A 13101-nucleotide genomic window follows, 5' to 3' on the forward strand; every position below is an offset into this window, starting at 1 on the left:
GTATGTTATGAAAAAACTGATCATAATCGGCACCGGCAATTTCAGCAAAGTCGTTGAAGAATACGCACGCAAAAGCATGGCATACAACAAGGAGTGGGTGATAAAGGGATATCTAAAATCTGAATTCGATACACCGAATGACACACCCACCCTCACTTCAACGGTAGAGGAATACTCCATAGAACCGGAAGACGTTTTTATCTGTTCGTACGTGAACGGACAGGAACGGGAGATTGTAACACGGTTCATAGAAGCTAAAGGCGGACATTTCATCAACATTATTCATCCTTTCGCTAATATTTGTTCTTCCGCCAAATTAGGAAAAGGGAATATAGTAGGAGCTTTTACTACGATATCGGTCAACACGACAATCGGGAACCACACTATTGTACAAGATCATTGTAACGTGGGACACGACTCGGTAATCGGGGACTATTCCCATCTTTACGTTGGAACACTTGTCAGCGGTAAAAACAGGATCGGGAACGGAGTATCCGTTTTCACGGGATCGGTTATTTATCCCGGTTTACCAATCGGGAATAAAGCAACCGTAGGAGCGGGAAGCGTCGTGATGAGAAAGGTGAAAGAAAATTCGATCGTGGTGGGAAATCCGGCAAAGGTAATGGATTAAAGACTTGGTTCAGATAAAAAGAATAATAAATTCTCCGGTCTCTTCCAATTGCTATATCGTGTCGCTCCCGAATCGGAACGATTGCATTGTGGTGGATCCGGGAACACCCGATCCTGTTTCAATCGTTTCTTTCTGCCGGGAGAATAATTTGGAACCAGAATATGCCATACTGACACATGAACATTATGACCATTGTATCGGATATAACGAATTAAAAAGATATTACCCGGACATCAAGTTAATATGCTCATCCGTCTGCGCCCAAAATATCCGGTTACCGGAATGGAATCTTTCCAAATATGCAGAAAATGTCATGCAGACAAGTATTCAAGAGGCAGATATCCATATTGAAGATACAAGTAATCCGCTAAATTGGAATAATTGTTTCATTCGCTTCTTTCTAACCGAAGGGCACAGCAAGGGAAGTATCTGTTTCAGTATCGACGAGAAGTTTTTATTCACGGGAGATACTCTTATACCTGGTTATAAAACGATTACCAAATTAAAAGGCGGTTCAAAAGAAAAATTATCGGAATCTTTGAATAGATTATCAAATTATTTCAAGGGTAAAGAAAGTGAACTAATAATCTACCCGGGACACGGGGAAAGTGTTTTGTTCAAAGAAATTAATCATAAAGATTGAATCTTATTACAATTCGAAAAATGTTTGAAAGCAAATACGGCAATCTTTGGATTATTCTTTCAATTATCTTATACAGAATAACATTAGATTATTCTTATGAATTGGTTATATCAGATACATTCGCCTATATGGGACTTGGTAATAATTTTAATACAAGCAATTACATCATATCATGGTGTTTTTTATTGACATTCGTTCCGTTTATCACGAATATGAATAGAAATATCACATATTCCAATTGTGTATTATTACTGCTTTCCGCCATATCGCTCGTTCCTTCCACGACTTTAATAGCCTATTTGGATTTCGATGCTAAGTTTGTTTTACTGCTGTATATTTATTGGTTATGTTTTTTTTCATATAACGCCTTTTTTCCTAAATTTCAAATCAAAACGAATAGTAATAAAAAATTGTTTCTTCTGATAAGCCTGTTATTATGCATGAGCGTACTGTACATATCGTGGAAATACACCGGATTCAGATTCCATTTCGGGCTTAAAGATGTTTATGATCTGAGATTAGAGGCAAGAGAATACAACGTCGGAGCGATCGTCGGTTATTTAGCAACAGCAGCCAATAAATTATTGCCCATTATTTTGATTTATTGTATTTTAAAAAACAAGAAAATCGCATCTATCGCATTGATAGTTGTTATCCTTCTCAATTTTGGTATAGAAGGTAGTAAAGGTGTTTTATTTTCATTGTTTTTGTGTGTATTAGGTTTCTATTTTTTTAGGTATAAACGAACGATACTGGTATACGGAATGCTTGCTCTAATGAGTACTTGGAGTATTGTGGAATTTATTTTTCTTAAAAAATTTTTTTCCGGTTTTATAATTTATAGAATGTTATTGATTCCGAGTCAATTGAATTATTGCTATTATGACTTTGTTAAAGATAACGAGCTCGATTTCTTCAGACAAGGTTTTTTAAGACATTTGGGATTCGAATCTCCCTATGAAGGGGGAATCGAATTTTTAATTGGTTCCAGATATTTCAATGATTATGAGACACGGGCAAATAATGGATTATTTACCGATGCCTATTATAATTGCGGGATCATAGGAATATTAATGTTTCCCCTGATATTGATTTTTTTATTAAAATTAATAGAATCCGTATCGAATGGAGTAGATGAAAGATTGATGTTTGTTCCTGTGTATATGGTCGCTTTGGCATTTTTAAGTACGACATTTACAACGGCACTATTAACCCATGGCCTTTTATTGTTGATGTTGATGTTATACTGTATTCCCCGGAATAAAGATGTCTATCAATAAACTATTTCCACCCAACTATTCTTCTGTATTCTGGATTGTTTAAATTAATATATAAATAATTTATGAAAGCATGTTTTATGGGGTTAGGCTATATTGGCTTACCCACAGCTATTATTGCCGCCAAGCATGGCATACAAGTAACCGGTGTAGACATTAACCCTCAAGTGGTAGAACTTACCAGCAAGGGACAACTACATATTATAGAGCCCGGACTGGAAGAATATCTTCAAGAGGTAGTTCAAAACGGATATTTGCGTGCTTCTTTGCAACCTGAGACAAGCGATGCTTATTTCATCGTGGTCCCCACTCCTTTCAAAGGGAATCATGAACCGGATACCTCTTACGTTGAAGCTGCGACCCATAGTGTTTTACCTTTCTTAAAAGAAGGAGATTTATATGTCATCGAATCAACGTCCCCGATCGGCACCACGGATAAAATGAAAGAATTAATATTTTCTAAACGCCCGGAACTAAAAGATAAAATTTACATTGCTTATTGTCCTGAACGGGTTTTACCGGGAAACGTGATTTATGAGTTGGTCCACAACGATCGGGTAATCGGGGGTATAAATCCTGAATCTACCGAGAAGGCTTCTGCTTTTTACGGTCAGTTTGTTCAAGGGACCTTACATAGGACCAATGCACGAACGGCTGAGATGTGCAAACTTACCGAAAATTCCTCCCGAGACGTCCAAATCGCCTTTGCCAACGAGTTATCATTGATTTGTGACAAAGCCGGGATCAACGTGTGGGAATTAATAGAACTGGCCAATAAACATCCGAGAGTCAACATCCTTCAACCGGGTTGCGGAGTCGGTGGACATTGTATAGCGGTAGATCCTTATTTTATTACGGCTGATTTTCCCATGGAATCCAAAATTATTGCCGACGCCCGGGAAATCAATAACTATAAATCATTTTGGTGCGCAGAAAAAGTACAGAATGAGATGCTGAAATTCGAATTGAAGAACCATCGTAAGCCGGTCGTAGCTATGATGGGACTTGCGTTCAAACCCAATATCGACGATCTCAGAGAATCTCCGGCCAAATACATAACCAGCAAAGTAATGCAAAGCTGCAATAACGCCGATATTTTAGTTGTTGAACCTAATGTTCAGGACCATAAAGTATTCAAACTGACTAACTATAAGGAGGCTTACAACAAAGCTGACATCGTTGTTATGCTCGTCGCACACAATGAGTTCAGGGAACTACCTTGGACAACTCAAAAAATAATGCTCGATTTCTGCGGAATCTATAAAAAATAAGGATGAAAAAAATAATGCTCGTTTTTGGAACGCGTCCGGAAGCAATTAAAATGGCTCCTCTGGTAAAAGAGTTTCAGAAATACCCGGAACAATTTCAGACTGTTATCTGTGTTACAGGTCAACACCGAGAGATGTTGGATCAGGTACTACAAATTTTTGATATAAAGCCAAATTATGATTTGAATATCATGAAACAAGGCCAAGACCTGTATGACATAACAGCCAGGGTCTTAACAGGTATGCGAGATGTATTGAAGGAAGTTCTACCGGACGTCGTGCTTGTTCACGGGGACACTACCACCTCGACAGCCACGGCTTTAGCTTCTTTTTATCAACAAATCCCGGTCGGACACGTAGAAGCGGGATTGCGCACGCATAATATTTACAGTCCCTGGCCGGAAGAGATAAATCGACAAATTACAGGAAGAATTGCAACTTATCATTTTGCCCCGACGTCTTTGAGTCGGCAAAATCTATTATCGGAAGGGATACAAGAGGGAACAATCACCGTAACGGGTAATACCGTGATTGATGCCTTATATATGGTAGTTGAAAAAATAAAACAAGATGCGGCTCTAAGCTACCGATTAAAACTCTCTATACAAAACAGCGGCTATGATGTGGAACGGTTAAAAAACAATCGCCGCCTGGTTTTAATTACCGGCCATCGTCGGGAGAATTTTGGGGAAGGTTTCATTCATATGTGTAACGCAATAAAAACTTTGACAAAAAAATACCCTCAGGTAGATTTTGTTTATCCTATGCACCTTAACCCAAATGTTCGTAAACCTATTCACGACATTTTCGGTTCAGAGCAACTAATCAATATGTTTTTTATCGAACCGTTAGAATACCTGTCGTTTGTTTACCTCATGGAAAAAAGTACTATCGTACTCACGGATAGCGGCGGCATACAAGAGGAAGCTCCAGGGTTGGGAAAACCAGTTCTGGTAATGCGAGACACAACAGAAAGACCAGAAGCCGTAAATGCCGGAACAGTAAAATTAGTCGGGACTGATTATGAAAAAATCATTTATGAAGTATCCGAACTATTAGACGATATGAACTATTACAATCAAATGAGTAAAGCAGTAAATCCTTACGGAGATGGAAAAGCATGCGAAAGAATTATAGATAAATTAAAATAATCATCATTGAACAATAATGAAAATTTGTCATTTGACGGTAGCACACGGACGTTATGATGCACGTATATTAAAAAGAGAGTGTTACAGTTTGAAAAAAGTCGGCCATGAAGTAATACTACTATGCGCTGACAATAAACCGGATGAGGTTTTAAACGGTGTGAGAATTGTCTCCTGGGGTAAAAAAACTTTATCTAAATTTCAACGCGCAAAATTACTACTATTCCCAAGGAGGTTAGCGAAAGATGCATTAAAACAAAATGCTGATATATATCAATTTCATGATTTGGAACTTATCGTCTTGGGATTATATTTAAAAAAAAGAGGAAAAAAAGTAATTTTCGACGCTCATGAAAACTGGGAAGCCTATATAACGGAGATAAATTTTTTACCGAAATTTCTTTCTAAAATTTTATCAAAAAGGCTGACCTTTTTCTACAAAAAACATTTGAATGACTTTGATGCGATCTTCACGGTCTCCCCTAATATGGTAAGCAATCTGAAACAATATTCGGATCAGGTATATTTCGTTCCTAACTATCCAATAATAAATCATTTACATGAAATATCCCAACAAAAAGATCAAACATTCATATATGCCGGAACCGTATATGAAATGAGTAATCAAAAACAGATTTTACAAGCCCTCACTCGCGTGCCAGCAGCCAAATATACGATTGTAGGCAAGATTAATCCCGAATTAAAAAAACAACTTCAGACCATGCCGGCATCAAAACGTGTTACATTTATAGATTGGGTTTCCAAAACGGATTTAGACCAATATTATTCTAAAGCACTCGCCGGACTTGTCGTTTTTGATTACGTGGGAATCTGTTGTTATACCGAGGGACAGTTGGGATCGAATAAAATCTTCGAATACATGGACATGGGATTACCTGTAATCTGTACAGACTTTCGACTATGGAAAGAATTGATCATAGACAAGTATCACTGTGGAATATGCGTACCTCCAGGAGACAGCAAAGCCATTGCCCAAGCCATGCAATACATCATTGACCATAAAGATGAAGCTTACCAAATGGGTAAAAACGGACAAAAAGCAATCTCGGAAGAGTTTAATTGGGGAAAATACGAAAAAGAATTTTTGTTGAGATACAACGATTAAGTAATAATTTTAAATTATGACGTTAAATAACGTAGAGATTATACATCTCCCTCAATTTTTAGATAATCGAGGGAATTTATCTTTTATAGAGCAAATGAAGCACATTCCTTTTGATATAAAACGCTCCTACTGGATATACGATGTGCCTGGCGGACAGATTCGAGGAGGACATGCTTATCGTAAAAACGAGGAATTCATCGTGGCTTTGTCTGGAAGTTTTGATGTCGTTTTGGATGACGGAAAAGAAAAAAAGATTTTCTCCTTAAATCGTTCCTATTTCGGATTATACGTTCCTAAATGTATTTGGCGACAAATGCAGAACTTTTCAACGAATTCCTTAGCCTTGATATTAGCGTCAACTCCATTCGATGCAAACGATTATATCTACGATTACGAACTATTTAAATCATTATCAAATGAGGAAAGAGAGTAGAGTTTACGATTGTACGATCATCGAGCTGGATAAACACCATCAAGAAAGAGGAAATATTTCCGTTGTAGAGAATAACAAGACCATACCTTTCGCAATTAGACGGGCTTACTATTTATACGATATTCCGGGAGGAGAATCAAGAGGAGGGCACGCTCATAAAAATTTGTATCAATTGATAATTGCGGCAAGCGGTAGTTTCAATGTTACTCTCGATGACGGAGACGTGAAACGTACTTTCACATTAAACCGCCCTTATCAAGGCTTGTTAATCGTTCCGGGAATATGGAGAACATTGGATGATTTTTCCTCCGGTTCGGTCTGTTTGGTTTTGGCTTCGATGGAGTATGACGAAACGGATTATGTAAGGGATTATCAAGAATTTTTAAATCTCAAAAAATGAGTTTTATTCACCATTTATCTGATGTCCAGTCTAAGAAAATAGGAAAGGGGACAAAAATATGGCAATACTGCGTTGTACTTCCCAATTCGATTATTGGAGAAAATTGTAATATTTGTGCACACGTGCTGATCGAGAATGAAGTACAAATAGGGAATTACGTTACGGTAAAATCGGGTGTACAGCTTTGGGACGGAGTTATCGTGGAAGATCATGTTTTCATTGGCCCTAATGTTACATTTACAAATGATTTAGTCCCTCGTTCCAAAATTTATCCTCCCGCATTTATAAAAACTTACTTAAAAAAAGGATGCAGCATCGGAGCCAATACCACGATTATAGCAGGAGTAGTGATCGGTGAATACGCATTTATCGGAGCAGGGAGTGTTGTTACTAAAGATATTCCTGCTAATACGGTTTGGTATGGAAATCCTGCAAAACAAAAAGGGTACATAACGTGTGACGGAATTCTTTTAGACATGGAGATGAAGGATAAAAACGGAAAACAATACAAGATATGATTAAATTTTTAGATTTACAAAAAATAACGACCAAGTATCAGGGAGAAATCCATGCAGCAGTTAAGCGAGTTATAGATTCCGGTTGGTATTTGCAGGGAAAGGAAAACGAAGCATTTGAAATTAATTACGCCCGATATATAGGAACGAAATATTGTGTCGGTTGCGCAAATGGATTAGATGCATTAATTTGGATATTTCGAGCATATATAGAGATGGGAATCATGCATCCCGGCGACGAAATCATTGTTCCTGTAAATACTTATATAGCTTCCATATTAGCGATTACGGAAAACGGTTTAAAGCCTGTCTTGGTAGAACCCGATATAGAAACCTACCAAATAGACGATACAAAAATAGAAGCTGTGATCACGCAAAGAACGAAAGCGATTCTAATTGTTCACCTGTATGGGCAATGCGCCTATTCCGAACAAATCGGAGAGCTTTGTAAAAAATACAATCTGAAATTGATTGAAGATAACGCCCAGGCTCATGGGTGCCAGTTTAACGGTAAAAAAACCGGTTCGTTAGGAGACGTCAGTGGTCATAGTTTTTACCCGGGCAAAAATTTAGGAGCATTAGGAGATGCAGGTGCAGTTACCACGAATGACAAAGAGTTGGCAGAAGTAGTCAGAGCTTTGGCTAACTACGGGTCAAGTCAAAAATACATTTTCAAATATACAGGACGGAATAGTCGCTTGGATGAAATTCAAGCAGCCGTACTAAATGTAAAATTAAAATACCTGGATCAAGACATTGCGATCCGCAAACAAGTAGCCCGACATTATATAAAGAATATTAACAATCAAAAAATTACTCTTCCGATCGTGAAAGATTGGAAAGCTCATGTATTTCATTTATTTCCGATCCGTTGTAAATACAGGGACGAGCTTCAACAGTATCTTACTCAAGAAGGAATTCAGACTATCATTCATTACCCAATCCCTCCACATAAACAGAAGTGCTATAAAGAATGGAATGATCTATCATTCCCCATTACAGAGCAAATTCACAGAGAAGAACTTAGTCTCCCGATAAGTCCTGCTATGACTGAATATGAGATACACACGGTTATTGAAACTGTAAACTCCTTCAAATAATGGAACAGAAAAAAACGGTTTGGTTAGTTTGTGTAAACGCACAACCCCCAGAATTAGATACACATTTAAGACATCAAAAATTTGCAGAAATGTTAATAAAGAAGGGGTATCATGTTATCATTTTTGCAGGTAGCTTTTTACATTATAATAAATCGAACTCTATCAACAACTCTCAAAAATACCTCCTATCAAAATACGGGGACAAACAATACGTTTTCATAAAAACTCCATCTTACACTTCCAATGGATTAAAACGAATATTTTCCATTTTTTTATTTGCATGGAGATTATTGTATTACAGGAAAAAATTTCCCAAACCTGATATTGTAATACATAATTTAAGGGTCCCTTTCGATTTTCCCGTATATGTTGCCGCTCGAAAGTTAAAAGCTAAATATGTTACAGAAGTATGGGATTTATGGCCGGAAGATTTTGTTGCTACCGGACTCATGAAACCCAAAAATCCATTTATTAAAATAGCATATCGAATTGAAAAATTTCTTTACGAAAAAGCTGATCGATTGATATTCACAATAGAGGGAGGAAAAGATTATATAGTAAACAAGGGGTGGGATACGGAACACGGCGGAAAAATAAATATCGATAAATACAATTACATCAATAATGGCATCGATTTAGATGAATTCGAATATAACAAAAAGAACTACATCCTACAAGACGATGATTTATCAGACAACTCTCACTTTAAAGTCATCTATTTAGGTTCAATACGTTTAGCAAATAACATACAGCAATTAATAGATGCCGCCGCTTTTCTTCGTGACAATTCTAAAATCAAGTTTTTGATATACGGAGATGGAGACGAAAGAGAAAGACTAATAGAATATTGTAAAAAGAATAACATAAAAAACGTCATTTTCAAAGAAAAGTGGGTCGACATAAAATACGTTCCCTATATCTTGTCGTGTAGTTCTCTAAACTTAATGAATTATAAAAAAGTAGAAACTCAAAAATACGGAGGAAGTCAAGGTAAATTATTTCAGTATTTGGCGAGCGGTAAACCAATCTTATCCAATAACGTGATGGGATACGATATTGTAAACAAATATAAAGCGGGTATATCGAAAAATATAAGTAACGCCCAAGAATACGCGGAAATTATCAATGAATTTGCATCGTTGGATAAAGAGGAGTATAATATGCTATGCAATAATGCGCTAAAGGCTGCTCAATTTTTTGATTACAAATATTTATTCAAAGCTTATTTTAAACTTATAAACGAATTATCATAAAGATACTTTATGGACTATGAAATCAGACAATTATTTTTTGATGACGGTATAGCATCATTGCAAAAGATAGTTGATTTACAAAATATCGTATATGCCGGCTCTAACCACGAGTTCTCTGTTGCCGGGTTTAAATACCTGTACTTGGACAATCCTTTAGGAAGAGTAATTTCATTCAACGCTTTTCAGGGCAACGATCTTGTCGCTCATTACGCTTGTATCCCCATGAAAATGAACATCGCCGGCAAGCTTGTTCTCGGCTTGTTGGATATAGCGACGGTAACACACCCGGATCATCGAGGTAAAGGACTCTTTAAAATGCTGGCTCAAAAGACATTCGACCACGCTAAAAAGAGCGGTTTCGGGTTCATTTTGGGAGTGGCCAATGCCAACAGCATACACGGTTACATGAAGTACTTCAACTTTACCCTTATCTCTAAACTAACGGTAAAATACGGCTGGGGAACGAGCATAAGACCCGCTTCGAACAAGACGTATAGCGTTTACTGGGACGAGGAGTTGTTGAACTGGAGATTAAGAAAACAGGAATACGCTGTCCATAAAACCTCTATCGTCGGGAAAACGAACTTCTACAAATTCCGAAACGTGTTGGGAGTAAAAACATTCATGGGTGTTTTCCCGGAAAAATTGCTGTCTAAGCTAAATTTGAAAAAATCCAACAATTTCTTGCGACCGCTAAATCTTTACGTGGGGCTGGGGGCAGACTTGAAAAATGGCCACTATTTCGGTATACCGAGTTTTATCAAACACTCTCCTTTCAATTTAATCTTCATGGATTTAACAGGTAACTTACCTCCTGTTACGAAAGACAATATCTTTTTCCAACTGATCGATTTCGATGTGGCTTGATCCCAATTTATCATCCGGCATAACCCTTTTACCACATTATTATAATGAACATTCTGACCTTTGATATAGAGGACTGGTATTGTCATGACAATTACTCCCAAAACATGGAGTGGGACAAGCACGAAGTTCGAATACACGAGCCCCTGGAAAGAATATTATCGGAACTGGAAAAAAAGAAAGTCAAGGGAACTTTTTTCTGCCTGGGATGGCTCGCGCAAAAACATCCCGAAGTGATCCGGACGATTCACGAGAAAGGACACCACGTGGGATGTCACTCTTACCAGCATGAACTGGCATTAAGATTAGATTATAAAGCATTCAAAAACAACACTTTCAAATCGAAAGCTCTGCTGGAAGACATCACCGGAGAAGCGGTGGATGCTTTCAGGGCCCCCTCCTTTTCCGTCATGAAACAAAACCTGTACGTTTTTGACGTGCTTGCGGAGCTGGGTTTTAAATACGATTGCTCTATATTTCCCGCCAACCGGGAATTCGGGGGATTAAAAGAATACGGAGAAGGTGTTCCCGGGATTATAAACGTCAACGGTTACCGATTAAAAGAATTTCCGATGAACGTGTATCGTTTCCTCGGTAAAGATATCATTTTTTCCGGCGGCGGGTATTTCCGGATTTTACCTTACCGGTTAACAAGGTATTTCATGCGACATAGCGATTACGTGATAAACTATTTCCACCCGAGCGATTTCGACCCGGCACAACCGAGGATGAAACACTTGCCTTTGATGCGCCAAATCAAAAACTCGATGGGCTTACGAGGCGCTTTCGAGAAATATCAGAAACTCATCCGGGATTTCGACTTCGTCGATATTCGCCAAGCCGATTCCCTGATAGATTGGGACAAAGCAAAAACTTTCGACATCAAAAACATACAAGTAATATGAATTTACTTTTCACGGGAGCTTCCGGTTTTTTAGGGAAAGAGGCAGGTCCTTTATTATCAAAAAAGTACGAGTTAGAAACGATCGGGTTAACCTCGTTTGATAATTACACGGTAAACCTGGCCAAAGAGGTACCGGTCTTGTCCAAGAGGTACGACGTGGTACTGCATGCTGCCGGTAAGGCTCACGTCATTCCCGGAACGGAGAAGGAAAAACAGGAGTTTTACGAAGTAAACCTGCAAGGCACGAGGAATTTATGTGAGGCGTTGGAAAAAGCGGGAGTACCAGGTTCATTCGTTTTCATCAGTACAGTTGCCGTTTACGGGTGCGAATCGGGAAGGTTGATCGGTGAAGATCACCCGTTAAACGGGAATACTCCTTACGCCGACAGTAAAAAACAGGCGGAAATCTATTTACAAGAGTGGTGCTCGATACATAACGTCATATTAACAATCCTGCGCCCCTCTCTATTAGCGGGAAAAAATCCCCCGGGAAATTTGGGATCCATGATCGAGGGGATCAGAACCGGACGTTATTTAAGTATTGCCGGAGGGAAAGCCCGTAAGAGCGTGTTGATGGCGGAGGATATAGCCAGGTTATTATTCATGGCTGTCGACAAGGGGGGTATATACAACGTGTGTGATAACGAACATCCGAGTTTTCGGCAACTCGAAAAAACGATCTCGGTTCAATTGGGCAAGAAATTACCGGTGAACATACCTTACTGGTTGGCTAAAGCATTAGCGTTAGCAGGCGATTGTTTGGGAAACAAGGCCCCGATCAATTCCTCGAAATTAGACAAGATAACGAGATCGTTGACTTTCAGTAACGAGAAAGCGAAGAGAGTGTTGGGCTGGGAACCGTTAAACGTGTTGGAACATTTTAAAATTCATTGATCCGGTCGTGTATTATTTTTTAGTTTTTGCTTTATTGCTGGTCCTCGAATTGATCTACTTCCATATAGCGGACCGATTCAATATTATCGATAAACCGAACGAAAGGAGCTCGCATACACGAGTTACCCTACGGGGAGGCGGAATTATTTTCTATCTCGGAGCCTTGCTCTATTTTCTTGCGAACCATTTTGAATACCCGTGGTTCATGGCCGGCTTGACCTTGATTACAATCGTGAGCTTTATCGATGACATCCATTCCGTGTCCAAGAGAGTGCGTTTAGCGATACACTTTACGGCCATGTTACTGCTATTCTACCAGTGGGGGGGCACGGCCTTACCCTGGTGGTATATCCCGATCGCCTTGATCTTCTGCACAGGACTGATCAACGCTTACAATTTCATGGACGGTATTAACGGCATTACCGGGGGATACAGCTTGGTCGTAACGGGAACTTTACTCTATATAAACGAATACCAGGTGAATTTTATAGAAGCGCAACTATTATGGGTTATGGTGATCGCCATCACGGTATTCAACATTTTTAACTTCCGCAAGAAAGCGAAGTGTTTTGCCGGGGATGTCGGATCAGTCAGCATAGCGTTTATCATTTTATTCCTGTTAGGGAAGTTAATTATACAAACACG

At 38.7% G+C, this 13101-nt stretch carries 15 protein-coding genes; all 15 read left to right on the top strand.

Going from position 1 to position 13101, the window contains the following annotated elements; translation table 11 throughout:
* Nucleotides 1–7 precede the first annotated feature (7 nt).
* Nucleotides 8–631, top strand: a complete 624-nt coding sequence (locus tag PGR74_RS13490) for an acetyltransferase (RefSeq protein ID WP_041502354.1) — start codon at nucleotides 8–10, stop codon at nucleotides 629–631.
* A gap of 4 nt (nucleotides 632–635) precedes the next feature.
* The gene (locus PGR74_RS13495; RefSeq protein WP_041502355.1) at nucleotides 636–1274 is read left to right on the top strand and encodes an MBL fold metallo-hydrolase; all 639 of its coding nucleotides are present in this window, start codon (nucleotides 636–638) and stop codon (nucleotides 1272–1274) included.
* 212 nt (nucleotides 1275–1486) lie between these two features.
* A complete protein-coding gene (locus tag PGR74_RS13500) occupies nucleotides 1487–2554 on the top strand; it encodes a hypothetical protein (RefSeq protein ID WP_147625513.1) in 1068 nt (355 codons plus the stop codon).
* A 62-nt stretch (nucleotides 2555–2616) separates the two neighbouring features.
* Nucleotides 2617–3822, top strand: coding sequence for a UDP-N-acetyl-D-mannosamine dehydrogenase (gene wecC / locus PGR74_RS13505; RefSeq protein ID WP_041502357.1), 1206 nt, complete (start codon nucleotides 2617–2619; stop codon nucleotides 3820–3822).
* A gap of 2 nt (nucleotides 3823–3824) precedes the next feature.
* Nucleotides 3825–4970 (top strand): non-hydrolyzing UDP-N-acetylglucosamine 2-epimerase, encoded by a 1146-nt coding sequence (gene wecB / locus PGR74_RS13510; RefSeq protein ID WP_041504790.1) that lies wholly within the window; start codon nucleotides 3825–3827, stop codon nucleotides 4968–4970.
* Between the two features lie 16 nt (nucleotides 4971–4986).
* Nucleotides 4987–6093, top strand: a complete 1107-nt coding sequence (locus PGR74_RS13515; RefSeq protein WP_041504789.1) for a glycosyltransferase — start codon at nucleotides 4987–4989, stop codon at nucleotides 6091–6093.
* A 16-nt stretch (nucleotides 6094–6109) separates the two neighbouring features.
* The gene (locus tag PGR74_RS13520) at nucleotides 6110–6526 is read left to right on the top strand and encodes a sugar 3,4-ketoisomerase (protein ID WP_041502360.1); all 417 of its coding nucleotides are present in this window, start codon (nucleotides 6110–6112) and stop codon (nucleotides 6524–6526) included.
* Complete coding sequence (locus PGR74_RS13525; RefSeq protein WP_041502361.1) at nucleotides 6510–6926, top strand: sugar 3,4-ketoisomerase; 417 nt, start codon at nucleotides 6510–6512, stop codon at nucleotides 6924–6926. The genes PGR74_RS13520 and PGR74_RS13525 overlap by 17 nt, the downstream gene beginning before the upstream one ends.
* Complete coding sequence (locus tag PGR74_RS13530) at nucleotides 6923–7444, top strand: acyltransferase (protein ID WP_041502362.1); 522 nt, start codon at nucleotides 6923–6925, stop codon at nucleotides 7442–7444. The genes PGR74_RS13525 and PGR74_RS13530 overlap by 4 nt, the downstream gene beginning before the upstream one ends.
* Complete coding sequence (locus tag PGR74_RS13535) at nucleotides 7441–8541, top strand: DegT/DnrJ/EryC1/StrS family aminotransferase (protein WP_270517331.1); 1101 nt, start codon at nucleotides 7441–7443, stop codon at nucleotides 8539–8541. Before PGR74_RS13530 ends, PGR74_RS13535 begins: the two co-directional genes overlap by 4 nt.
* Nucleotides 8541–9794 carry a glycosyltransferase family 4 protein gene (locus PGR74_RS13540; RefSeq protein WP_041502364.1) on the top strand — a complete coding sequence of 418 codons (1254 nt, stop codon included), beginning with the start codon at nucleotides 8541–8543 and terminating at the stop codon, nucleotides 9792–9794. Before PGR74_RS13535 ends, PGR74_RS13540 begins: the two co-directional genes overlap by 1 nt.
* Before the next feature lie 9 nt (nucleotides 9795–9803).
* Nucleotides 9804–10661 carry a GNAT family N-acetyltransferase gene (locus PGR74_RS13545; protein ID WP_052634389.1) on the top strand — a complete coding sequence of 286 codons (858 nt, stop codon included), beginning with the start codon at nucleotides 9804–9806 and terminating at the stop codon, nucleotides 10659–10661.
* A 44-nt stretch (nucleotides 10662–10705) separates the two neighbouring features.
* Nucleotides 10706–11563 carry a polysaccharide deacetylase family protein gene (locus PGR74_RS13550; protein WP_041502365.1) on the top strand — a complete coding sequence of 286 codons (858 nt, stop codon included), beginning with the start codon at nucleotides 10706–10708 and terminating at the stop codon, nucleotides 11561–11563.
* On the top strand, nucleotides 11560–12456 hold the full coding sequence (locus tag PGR74_RS13555) for an NAD-dependent epimerase/dehydratase family protein (protein ID WP_041504788.1): 897 nt from the start codon (nucleotides 11560–11562) through the stop codon (nucleotides 12454–12456). The genes PGR74_RS13550 and PGR74_RS13555 overlap by 4 nt, the downstream gene beginning before the upstream one ends.
* A 7-nt stretch (nucleotides 12457–12463) precedes the next feature.
* A partial coding sequence (locus tag PGR74_RS13560; RefSeq protein ID WP_270517332.1) for a UDP-GlcNAc--UDP-phosphate GlcNAc-1-phosphate transferase occupies nucleotides 12464–13101 on the top strand: 638 nt, incomplete at its 3' end.

It is taken from the genome of Sanguibacteroides sp. AM78-02pH3A (assembly GCF_027666085.1).
GTDB classification, from domain to species: Bacteria; Bacteroidota; Bacteroidia; order Bacteroidales; family Marinifilaceae; genus Gabonibacter; species Gabonibacter massiliensis.

Bases quoted from the DNA above. Each gene is read 5' to 3' on its own strand.
- PGR74_RS13520 (WP_041502360.1), top strand. From the start codon at position 6,110: ATGACGTTAAATAACGTAGAGATTATACATCTCCCTCAATTTTTAGAT.
- PGR74_RS13530 (WP_041502362.1), top strand. From the start codon at position 6,923: ATGAGTTTTATTCACCATTTATCTGATGTCCAGTCTAAGAAAATAGGA.
- PGR74_RS13490 (WP_041502354.1), top strand. From the start codon at position 8: ATGAAAAAACTGATCATAATCGGCACCGGCAATTTCAGCAAAGTCGTT.
- PGR74_RS13555 (WP_041504788.1), top strand. From the start codon at position 11,560: ATGAATTTACTTTTCACGGGAGCTTCCGGTTTTTTAGGGAAAGAGGCA.
- PGR74_RS13540 (WP_041502364.1), top strand. From the start codon at position 8,541: ATGGAACAGAAAAAAACGGTTTGGTTAGTTTGTGTAAACGCACAACCC.
- PGR74_RS13535 (WP_270517331.1), top strand. From the start codon at position 7,441: ATGATTAAATTTTTAGATTTACAAAAAATAACGACCAAGTATCAGGGA.
- PGR74_RS13515 (WP_041504789.1), top strand. From the start codon at position 4,987: ATGAAAATTTGTCATTTGACGGTAGCACACGGACGTTATGATGCACGT.
- PGR74_RS13550 (WP_041502365.1), top strand. From the start codon at position 10,706: ATGAACATTCTGACCTTTGATATAGAGGACTGGTATTGTCATGACAAT.
- PGR74_RS13500 (WP_147625513.1), top strand. From the start codon at position 1,487: ATGAATAGAAATATCACATATTCCAATTGTGTATTATTACTGCTTTCC.
- PGR74_RS13525 (WP_041502361.1), top strand. From the start codon at position 6,510: ATGAGGAAAGAGAGTAGAGTTTACGATTGTACGATCATCGAGCTGGAT.
- wecC (WP_041502357.1), top strand. From the start codon at position 2,617: ATGAAAGCATGTTTTATGGGGTTAGGCTATATTGGCTTACCCACAGCT.
- wecB (WP_041504790.1), top strand. From the start codon at position 3,825: ATGAAAAAAATAATGCTCGTTTTTGGAACGCGTCCGGAAGCAATTAAA.
- PGR74_RS13545 (WP_052634389.1), top strand. From the start codon at position 9,804: ATGGACTATGAAATCAGACAATTATTTTTTGATGACGGTATAGCATCA.